The organism is Streptomyces populi (assembly GCF_002911015.1).
GTDB classification, from domain to species: Bacteria; Actinomycetota; Actinomycetes; order Streptomycetales; family Streptomycetaceae; genus Streptomyces; species Streptomyces populi.
This window is the reverse complement of record NZ_KZ627033.1, coordinates 1-9,511: the sequence shown is the minus strand read 5'-3', so window position 1 is coordinate 9,511 and position 9,511 is coordinate 1. Positions and strand designations below refer to the sequence as shown.

The window sequence follows — 9,511 nt, the reverse complement described above, 5'->3', positions numbered from 1 at the left end:
CATGTCGAGGGCCGAGACGTCGGCGCCCGTCACCGAGCGGACGCCCTCGGCCCGCGCGCGCAGCCCGGCTTCCGGACGGGCGACGACGATCAACTCCTGCTCGGCTCCTCGGTAGGTGAATCCCGCTCCGTCGGGCCCCGGCCCGGACAATCCCGGGCCCTGCGCCGGCTGTACCTGGTCGGTCATCGCGTACCGCTCCCTTCGATCCCTGGGGTGCCGGTTCCTGCGTGTGCCGTTCGATGCGTGGGCCCGCCCCGCACGCCGTCCCGCGGCCGGTGCCGTGGGCCAAGTCCCTTCACGGGGCGCGGCTCCGACGCACAACCTGGCACGCCCACGGCGTCCCGTCCACCCCGAACTCGCCAACTTGGTTTGAGGACAAGTTGAATTGGGCAACCTGTGCAATCCGTCCTGAAACAGATGTCACGCCGAATTCAGGCCGAAGACCGACGAGACGGATGTCGTGTCGTGGGGCGGCACGGACGGCCGGTCCCGGCGGGCGCGACGAGGCGTGCGGCCGCGGGCGCGAGGGACTGGTCCGGACAGCAGGAAGGGGCGGTACGCGTCACGCGTACCGCCCCTTTGCCGGCCCGTCAGTCCTCGGAGGAGTCCTCCGCGTCGGAGGGACCGGAGGTGTCCGGCGTGTCCGTGGGCTCCGGCCCGCCCGGCGCGTCCGACGTCCCCGGTCCGCCCTCGGAGCCGGACTCGCGGTCCTCCCGGGCGTCCGGCCCGGTGTCCTGTCCGTTGCCGGACTCGGGGCGCTGCGTCAGCGGCGGCCGGCCGCGGCCGCCTGGGGTGTCACGGATGTACGAGGCCGGCTCCCCGCTCTCCGTCGCGTGGCCCTGGGTCCCCGCCGCCGGACCTCCGCCGTCCCTGCGGCGCAGATAACGCTCGAACTCGCGGGCGATCGCCTCGCCGGACGCCTCCGGCAGTTCGGCGGTGTCCCGGGCCTCCTCCAGCGTCTGCACGTACTCGGCGACCTCGCTGTCCTCGGCGGCCAGCTGGTCGACGCCCAGCTGCCAGGCCCGCGCGTCCTCGGGCAGCTCGCCCAGCGGGATGCGCAGGTCGATGAGGTCCTCCAGACGGTTGAGCAGCGCCAGCGTCGCCTTCGGGTTGGGCGGCTGCGACACGTAGTGCGGTACGGCCGCCCACAGGGACACGGCGGGGACACCCGCGTGCGTGCACGCCTCCTGGAGGATGCCGACGATGCCCGTGGGGCCCTCGTACTTGGTCTCCTCCAGATCCATCGTGCGGGCCAGGTCGGCGTCGGAGGTGACACCGCTGACCGGAACCGGACGGGTGTGCGGGGTGTCGCCGAGCAGCGCGCCCAGGATCACCACCAGTTCCACGCCCAGTTCGTGCGCGAAACCGAGCAGTTCGTTGCAGAACGAGCGCCAGCGCATCGACGGCTCGATGCCCCGGACCAGCACGAGATCGCGCGGCTTCTCGCCGCCGATCCGGACCACCGACAGACGCGTGGTCGGCCAGGTGATCTTGCGTACGCCGCCGTCCAGCCACACGGTCGGACGGTTCACCTGGAAGTCGTAGTAGTCCTCGGCGTCCAGCGCCGCGAACACCTCGCCCTTCCATTCCCTGTCCAGATGCGCGACCGCGGCGGAGGCGGCGTCGCCGGCGTCGTTCCAGCCTTCGAACGCGGCCACCATGACTGGGTCGATCAGCTCGGGAACCCCCTCCAGCTCGATCACCCAGCGCCTCCTTCCGATGTGCCCTCGCGTACGCCTCAACCTTACGGCGTGCCGAGGGGACCTCCGCAGCCCCCTCGCACGGGGGAGTGAACGGATCACTGCCCCGCCGAAGGCCCGGAAACACGCGCGCCCGCCACCCCGCCCCGCGCCCCCGCCCGCGCCGCCCCCGGCCAACTCGCCCGGGGAGCGGGCGCATTGCCGTGGAGAAAGTGCCGGTGAACGCGCCGTGCCCGCACACGGGTGAGGGGCGGCACCCCCCGTGGGAGCCGCCCCTCACCCGCCCCGGCCGGACCCCGGTCCGGCCGCGGGCGCCTACTTCTCGTCGAGCAGTTCCTGCACCTTGCCGCGGACCTCGTCCGTGGCGAGACCGCGGATCGTCAGCGTCGTACGGCGGCGCAGCACGTCGTCCGCCGTCTCGGCCCACTCGTTGTCCCGGGCGTAGACGACCTGCGCCCAGATCTCCGGGGCGTCCGGGTGGACCCGCTCGCCGAGCGCCGGGTCCTCGTTCGCCAGCCGGGCGATGTCGAAGGCCAGCGAGCCGTAGTGGGTGGCCAGGTGCCGGGCCGTGTCGGCGGCCATGCGCGGACCGGGCGCCGGGCCGTCCACCAGCAGCCGGTGGGCGACCGCGCGCGGGTTGGCGACACCGGGGAGCGGCAGCTTGCGCGGCAGCTCGGAGATCGGCTCGAAGTCCTCGCCCAGCGGCCGGCCCGGCAGCGACTCCAGCTTCTGCATCACCGTACGGCCGATGTGCCGGAAGGTGGTCCACTTGCCGCCCGCGACGGACAGCATCCCGCCGCGGCCCTCCGTGACGACCGTCTCGCGCTTGGCCTTCGACGTGTCGCCGGGACCGCCCGGCAGCACCCGCAGACCGGCGAAGGCGTAGGTGATCAGGTCGCGCGAGAGCTGCTGGTCGCGGATGGAGAACGCGGCCTCGTCGAGTATCTGGGCCGTGTCCTTCTCGTTGACCGAGACGTCCGCCGGGTCGCCCTCGTACTCCTCGTCGGTGGTGCCGAGCAGCAGCATGTCCTCCCAGGGGAGGGCGAAGGTGATGCGGTACTTGTCGATTGGGGTGGCCAGCGCCGCCTTCCACGGCGAGGTCCGCTTCAGCACCAGGTGCGCGCCCTTGGACAGCCGGATCGAGGGAGCCGCGTCCGGGTCCTCCAGCTTGCGCAGGTGGTCCACCCACGGGCCGGTCGCGTTCAGCACGAGCCGGGCGTTCACTCCGAACTCGTCGCCCGACAGCCGGTCGCGCAGCTCCGCGCCCGTCACCCGGCCCCGGGTGAAGCGCAGGCCCGTGACCTCGGCGTGGTTCAGGACCGCGGCGCCCGACTCGACGGCCGCGCGGACCGTCATGAGCGCCATGCGGGAGTCGTTCATCTGGTCGTCGCCGTACACGGCCACGGCCTTGAGGTTGTCGGTGCGCAGCTCGGGCACGTCCTGCGCGGCCTTGGCGGGACCGAGCAGGTGCCCGACCCCGTCACCGAAGGCCGACAGGGCGGAGTAGGCGAAGACGCCCGCCCCGAGCTTCGCCGCGCCGTGCGGCCCGCCCTTGTACACGGGGAGGTAGAACGTGAGCGGGTTCGCCAGGTGGGGGGCCACCTGGCGGGAGACCGCACGGCGCTCGAAGTGGTTCTCCGCCACCAGCTTCACCGCGCCGGTCTGCAGGTAGCGCAGACCGCCGTGGAGGAGCTTGGAGGAGGCGGAGGAGGTGGCCCCGGCGAAGTCGCCGGCGTCGACCAGCGCCACCCTGAGACCGGACTGCGCGGCGTGCCAGGCGGTGGAGATGCCCAGGATGCCGCCGCCGATGACGAGGAGGTCGTACGTCGCCTTGGAGAGCTGCTCCCGGGTCTCGGCGCGGCTCGGGTTGGAGCCGGAGGCCGGGTGCGTACCGAGGGCAGGCACGGACTGCAGGGTGGACTGACTGGTCATTGCGGGTTCTTACTCCTCGTCAGTTCTCGTCTTCGATCCAGCCCATGGTCCGCTCCACGGCCTTGAGCCAGCTCTTGTACTCACGGTCGCGGACGTCCGCGGCCATGTTGGGGGTCCATTCCGCGGCCCGGCGCCAGTTGGCGCGCAGGTCCTCGGTGTTGGTCCAGAAGCCCACGGCCAGACCGGCCGCGTAGGCGGCGCCGAGGCAGGTGGTCTCGGCGACCATCGGGCGCACCACGGGGGCGTCCAGGACGTCGGCCAGGGTCTGCATCAGCAGGTTGTTGGAGGTCATGCCGCCGTCGACCTTGAGCGCCGTGAGCTCGACGCCGGAGTCCTTGGTCATGGCGTCGCTGATCTCACGGGTCTGCCAGGCGGTGGCCTCCAGGACGGCGCGCGCGATGTGCGCCTTGGTGACGTACCGGGTCAGGCCGGCGATCACACCGCGGGCGTCGGGACGCCAGTACGGGGCGAACAGACCGGAGAAGGCCGGCACGAAGTAGGCGCCGCCGTTGTCCTCGACCGAGGACGCGAGCGTCTCGATCTCGGCGGCGGACTGGATCAGGCCCATCTGGTCGCGCATCCACTGCACGAGCGACCCGGTGACGGCGATGGAGCCTTCCAGGGCGTAGACCGGGTCCTGGTCGCCGATCCGGTAGCCGACCGTGGTCAGCAGCCCCGAGTAGGAGTTGATGATCTTGTCACCGGTGTTCATCAGCATGAAGGTGCCGGTGCCGTAGGTGGACTTGGCCTCGCCCTCGGAGAAACAGGTCTGGCCGAACAGGGCCGCCTGCTGGTCGCCGAGCGCGGAGGCGACCGGGATGCCGCCGAGCAGCTCGCCGAGCCGCCCGCCGGTGATCTCGCCGTACACCTCGGCGGAGGAGCGGATCTCCGGCAGCATCGCCAGCGGGACGCCGATGGACTCGGCGATCTTGTCGTCCCACTCCAGGGTGTGCAGGTTCATCAGCATGGTGCGGGAGGCGTTGGTGACGTCGGTGACGTGCTTGCCGCCGTTCACACCGCCGGTCAGGTTCCAGATGACCCAGGTGTCCATGGTGCCGAAGAGGATGTCCCCGGCCTCGGCGCGCTCGCGCAGGCCCTCGACGTTGTCCAGCAGCCAGCGGGCCTTGGGGCCGGCGAAGTACGACGCGAGCGGCAGACCGGTCTCGCGGCGGAAGCGGTCCTGGCCGACGTTGCGGCCGAGTTCCTTGCAGAGCGCGTCGGTGCGGGTGTCCTGCCAGACGAGGGCGTTGTGGACGGGTTCACCGGTGTTCTTGTCCCACAGCAGCGTGGTCTCACGCTGGTTGGTGATGCCGATGGCCTTGATGTCGTCACGGGTGATGCCGGCCTTCGAGACGGCTCCGGCGACGACCTCCTGGACGTTGGTCCAGATCTCGGCGGCGTCGTGCTCGACCCAGCCCGGCTTCGGGAAGATCTGCTCGTGCTCCTTCTGGTCGACGGAGACGATGCGTCCGTCGCGGTCGAAGACGATGCAGCGCGACGAGGTGGTGCCCTGGTCGATGGCGGCGATGAAGGGGCCGGCGGTGTGTGCGTCGGTCACTTTGTGCTCCTGGTGTCCGTGTGAGAGGGGCTGTGTACGGCGCGGTGCTTCAAAGCGGTGCTGTGCGGCTCATGGTGCATGGGACCGGTGCTGTGCGGCTCATGGTGCATGGGGCGCGGCTTCCAAGCGTGCTGGAGCGGGGGCTCCTAGGCGAAGGCGACGTTGTAGATGCCTGCCGCGATCGCGCCGCCGATGAGCGGGCCGACGACCGGGATCCAGGCGTAGCTCCAGTCGGAACCACCCTTGTTGGGCAGGGGGAGCAGGGCGTGCACGATGCGCGGACCGAGGTCACGGGCCGGGTTGATCGCGTAGCCGGTGGGGCCGCCGAGCGAGAGGCCGATGCCCACCACCACGAAGGAGGTGATCAGGGCGCCGAGGACGCCCAGGCCGTCGCCGTTGTTGTTCAGGCCCTGCGTGAGGATGGCGAGGATCAGCACCACGGTGCCGATGATCTCGGTGGCGAGGTTCTGCACGGCGTTGCGGATCTCGGGGCCGGTGGAGAAGACACCGAGCACCGGTCCGGCGCCGGGCTCCTCGGCCTCGACCGCCTTCGCGACCTTCTCCTCGGGCACTCCGACGATCTCGCTGTCGGTGAGGTGTGCCAGGAACTGGCCGTAGTAGGTGACCCAGACCAGCACCGCGCCGATCATGGCGCCGAGCAGCTGTCCGCCCCAGTAGGTGGCGAGGTTGCTGTAGTCGTCGTCCTTGATGGCGAGCGCCAGGGTCACGGCCGGGTTGAGGTGGGCGCCGGACAGCGGCGCCGAGATGTAGACCGCGGTCATGACCGCGAAGCCCCACCCGAAGGCGATGGCCAGCCATCCGGCGGCACGCGCCTTGGAGGCCTTCAGGGTGACGGCGGCGCACACGCCACCGCCGAGCAGGATGAGAACGGCGGTACCGATGGTCTCGCCGATGAAGATGTCGGAGCTGGACACCCGCGACTCCTTTGTCCTTCGTCCAGGGGAAGCCGAACCCCGGGTCCCTCCGGTGGTTCGTGCTCTCGGGGAGTGAGAGCGATGTCGGCCCCGGCATTGCCACACCATAACGCCTATTGCCGGTAGGTGTTCGACAATGTCGACCGATGGACGGGAGTCTTGCTTCCGCTTCGCCGCCTCGTCAAGGGTTCGGTTATCGAAAGCGCGATCGTTATTGATCGCTGTGTGCTATCGGTGCGTCGTCCCTCGTCGGAGGGCGTACCGAGCGGGCCGGGAAGCATTCCGCTTCCCGGCTTCGGCTCCTGCGGCTCCCGGGCTCCGCCCCCGTGCGGAACCGGCACCGGCACACGTCGGGGCGGCCGGCGGCCGGCGCGTGCGTCAGGCCCCCGCGCGGCGGTGCGCGCCCGGGGCCGGTTCCGCGAACGGTGTACGCGTCAGAGCCGCCTGGCAGGCGGTGTATGAGCCGCCACGGCTCGGTGAACGCCGTTCGTGCCCGGACGCCCGGGCGGCGGCGTGTGCGGGAGGACGGCCCGGCGGGCGGAGTCCGCGCCGGTACGGCCCGGCGGGCCGGGCGCGCGTCGGTACGGCCCGGCCGAGGGCGTGCTGCGGACACGGCTCGGCCGAAGCCGCGCGGGCGGGTACGACCTGGCTGGTGCTGGTGCTGGTGCTGGTGCTGGTGCTGGTGCTGGTGCCGAGGCCGTGCGGGTGGGTGCGGTCAGGCCGCGAAGGCGTGCGGGCGTGTACGTGGGTACGGCCCGGCCGCGAAGGCGTGCGCGTCGGCGCGGCTGAAGGTGTGCGCGTCGAACCGCCCGGCCGAAGGCGTGCGCTCCGGCGACGCCCGGCCGGAGGCGGGTGTCAGAACCGCCCGGCACCCAGGTCGCGCGAGACCGCGCGGGCGCAGTCGCGCACCGCTGCGATCAGCTCCGGACGCAGCTCCCCGTCCTTGCACACCCGCTCCACGGCCCCGGTGATGCCCACCGCGCCGACCGGCATGCGCCTCCGGTTGTGGATCGGGGCGGCGACGGAGGCGACCCCCGTCCACGTCTCCTCGACGTCCTCCGCGTACCCCCGCGCGCGGGTCACGTCGAGAACGCCCTCGAAGGCGTCCAGCTCGCTGATGGTCCGCGGGGTGAACGCCTTGCGCTCGACCTCCAGGACCTCGCTGTGGGCCACCGGGTCGTACGCCGACAGCACCTTGCCCAGAGCGGTGGAGTGCAGCGGCTGCATCGCCCCGACCTCCAGGACCTGGCGGCTGTCGTCGGGCCGGAAGACGTGGTGCACGATCAGGACGCCCTGCTGGTGCAGCACGCCCAGATAGACGCTCTCGCCGCTGGAGCGGGCCAGATCGTCGGTCCACACCAGGGCGCGCGCCCGCAGTTCGTGCACGTCGAGATAGGTGGTGCCCAGGCGCAGCAGTTCGGCGCCCAGCTGATAGCGCCCGGAGACCGTGTCCTGCTCGACGAACCCCTCCTGCTGGAGGGTGCGCAGGATGCCGTGGGCCGTCCCCTTGGCCAGGCCGAGCGAGGAGGCGATGTCCGACAGGCCGAGCTGTCGCTCGCCGCCCGCGAGCAGCCGCAGCATGGCCGCTGCCCGTTCGAGCGACTGGATGTTCCGTGCCATCGCCGTGCTGCCTCCGTCCCCTTCGGCCGTCGGCGCGGCCACCCGCTGCCGTTCGGCAATGTCGAACACTACCGGTCGTCGCCGAGCTCTCGCCAATGGGTGGTCGCCCTGTGTTCCGTCCCCCTCCACGCCGCCGTCACCCGTGCCGCTCCCGTCCGCCTCGTGGACGCCCATGCCCCATCTCCGGTGCTCCGGGCTACCCTGACGGCGTGCGCCTTCCATGGGAAGCGCAAAGCCGACAGCCGTCGCACTCCAGGGAGCACCTTCATGGCCTCGTTGCCGAACCCGTCCCTTTCGTCCGGTCTTTCCGAGAGCCGGAAGCGAACCGACGCACTCCGAGAAGCGCTCGCCACCCGGGTCGTGGTGGCCGACGGCGCGATGGGCACGATGCTCCAGGCGCAGGACCCGACGCTCGAGGACTTCGAGAACCTCGAGGGCTGCAACGAGGTCCTCAACGTCACCCGCCCCGACATCGTGCGCTCGGTGCACGAGGCGTACTTCGAGGCCGGCGTCGACTGCGTCGAGACGAACACCTTCGGCGCGAACCACTCCGCGATGGCCGAGTACGACATCGCGGACCGCGTGAACGAACTCTCCGAGGCCGGCGCCCGCATCGCCCGCGAGGTCGCCGACTCCTTCGGCGCCCGCGACGGCCGTCAGCGCTGGGTGCTGGGCTCGATCGGCCCCGGCACCAAGCTGCCCACCCTCGGCCACGTCTCCTACGGCACCCTGCGCGACGGCTTCCAGGCCAACGCCGAGGGCCTGCTCGCCGGAGGCGCCGACGCGCTGATCGTCGAGACCACCCAGGACCTGCTGCAGACGAAGGCCTCCGTGCTCGGCGCGCACCGCGCGATGGAGGCCACCGGCCTCCGGGTGCCGCTGCTGGTCTCGATGGCCTTCGAGACCACCGGCACCATGCTGCTCGGCTCCGAGATCGGCGCGGCGCTGACCGCGCTGGAGCCGCTGGGCATCGACATGATCGGTCTGAACTGCTCGACCGGCCCCGCCGAGATGAGCGAGCACCTGCGCCACCTGGCCCGGCACTCCCGCATCCCCCTGCTGTGCATGCCCAACGCCGGTCTGCCGGTCCTGACGAAGGACGGCGCCCACTTCCCGCTCGACGCCGAGGGCCTCGCCGACGCCCAGGAGAACTTCGTACGGGACTACGGCTTGTCCCTGATCGGCGGCTGCTGCGGCACGACCCCCGAACACCTGCGCCAGGTCGTGGAGCGGGTGAACGGCCTCACGCCCGCCGAGCGCGACCCGCGGCCCGAGCCCGGCGCCGCCTCCCTCTACCAGACCGTCCCGTTCCGCCAGGACACCGCCTACATGGCCATCGGCGAGCGCACCAACGCCAACGGGTCGAAGAAGTTCCGCGAGGCGATGCTGGAGGGCCGCTGGGACGACTGCGTGGAGATGGCCCGGGACCAGATCCGCGAGGGCGCGCACATGCTCGACCTGTGCGTCGACTACGTCGGCCGTGACGGCGTCGCCGACATGGACGAGCTGGCCGGCCGTTTCGCCACCGCCTCCACGCTGCCGATCGTGCTGGACTCCACCGAGGTCGAGGTCATCCGGGCGGGACTGGAGCGCCTCGGCGGCCGTGCGGTGATCAACTCGGTCAACTACGAGGACGGTGACGGGCCTGAGTCCCGGTTCGCGAAGGTCACCCGCCTCGCGCGTGAGCACGGGGCGGCGCTGATCGCGCTGACCATCGACGAGGAGGGCCAGGCCCGTACGGTGGAGACCAAGGTCGCCATCGCGGA

At 71.5% G+C, this 9,511-nt stretch carries 6 protein-coding genes and 1 pseudogene; 1 reads left to right on the top strand and 6 read right to left on the bottom strand.

Annotated features, from left to right (window positions below; all coding sequences use genetic code 11):
* From CW362_RS45805 to CW362_RS41535, 6 genes and pseudogenes are all read right to left on the bottom strand, one after another.
* Positions 1–186 (bottom strand): annotated as a pseudogene (locus tag CW362_RS45805) (S8 family peptidase); the annotation flags it as partial.
* A 404-nt stretch (positions 187–590) separates the two neighbouring features.
* Positions 591–1,703 (bottom strand): PAC2 family protein, encoded by a 1,113-nt coding sequence (locus tag CW362_RS41560; protein WP_103554773.1) that lies wholly within the window; start codon positions 1,701–1,703, stop codon positions 591–593.
* A 312-nt stretch (positions 1,704–2,015) separates the two neighbouring features.
* Complete coding sequence (locus CW362_RS41550; protein ID WP_103554772.1) at positions 2,016–3,632, bottom strand: glycerol-3-phosphate dehydrogenase/oxidase; 1,617 nt, start codon at positions 3,630–3,632, stop codon at positions 2,016–2,018.
* Positions 3,633–3,651: 19 nt separating this feature from the next.
* A complete protein-coding gene (glpK, locus tag CW362_RS41545) occupies positions 3,652–5,190 on the bottom strand; it encodes a glycerol kinase GlpK (RefSeq protein ID WP_103554771.1) in 1,539 nt (512 codons plus the stop codon).
* 146 nt (positions 5,191–5,336) lie between these two features.
* Complete coding sequence (locus tag CW362_RS41540) at positions 5,337–6,125, bottom strand: MIP/aquaporin family protein (RefSeq protein WP_103554770.1); 789 nt, start codon at positions 6,123–6,125, stop codon at positions 5,337–5,339.
* A gap of 855 nt (positions 6,126–6,980) precedes the next feature.
* Positions 6,981–7,745, bottom strand: a complete 765-nt coding sequence (locus CW362_RS41535; protein ID WP_103554774.1) for an IclR family transcriptional regulator — start codon at positions 7,743–7,745, stop codon at positions 6,981–6,983.
* A gap of 267 nt (positions 7,746–8,012) precedes the next feature.
* Between CW362_RS41535 and CW362_RS41530 the strand changes: the two genes are divergently transcribed.
* A partial coding sequence (locus CW362_RS41530; RefSeq protein WP_162684417.1) for a homocysteine S-methyltransferase family protein occupies positions 8,013–9,511 on the top strand: 1,499 nt, incomplete at its 3' end.

Bases quoted from the DNA above. Each gene is read 5' to 3' on its own strand.
- CW362_RS41550 (WP_103554772.1), bottom strand. From the start codon at position 3,632: ATGACCAGTCAGTCCACCCTGCAGTCCGTGCCTGCCCTCGGTACGCAC.
- CW362_RS41535 (WP_103554774.1), bottom strand. From the start codon at position 7,745: ATGGCACGGAACATCCAGTCGCTCGAACGGGCAGCGGCCATGCTGCGG.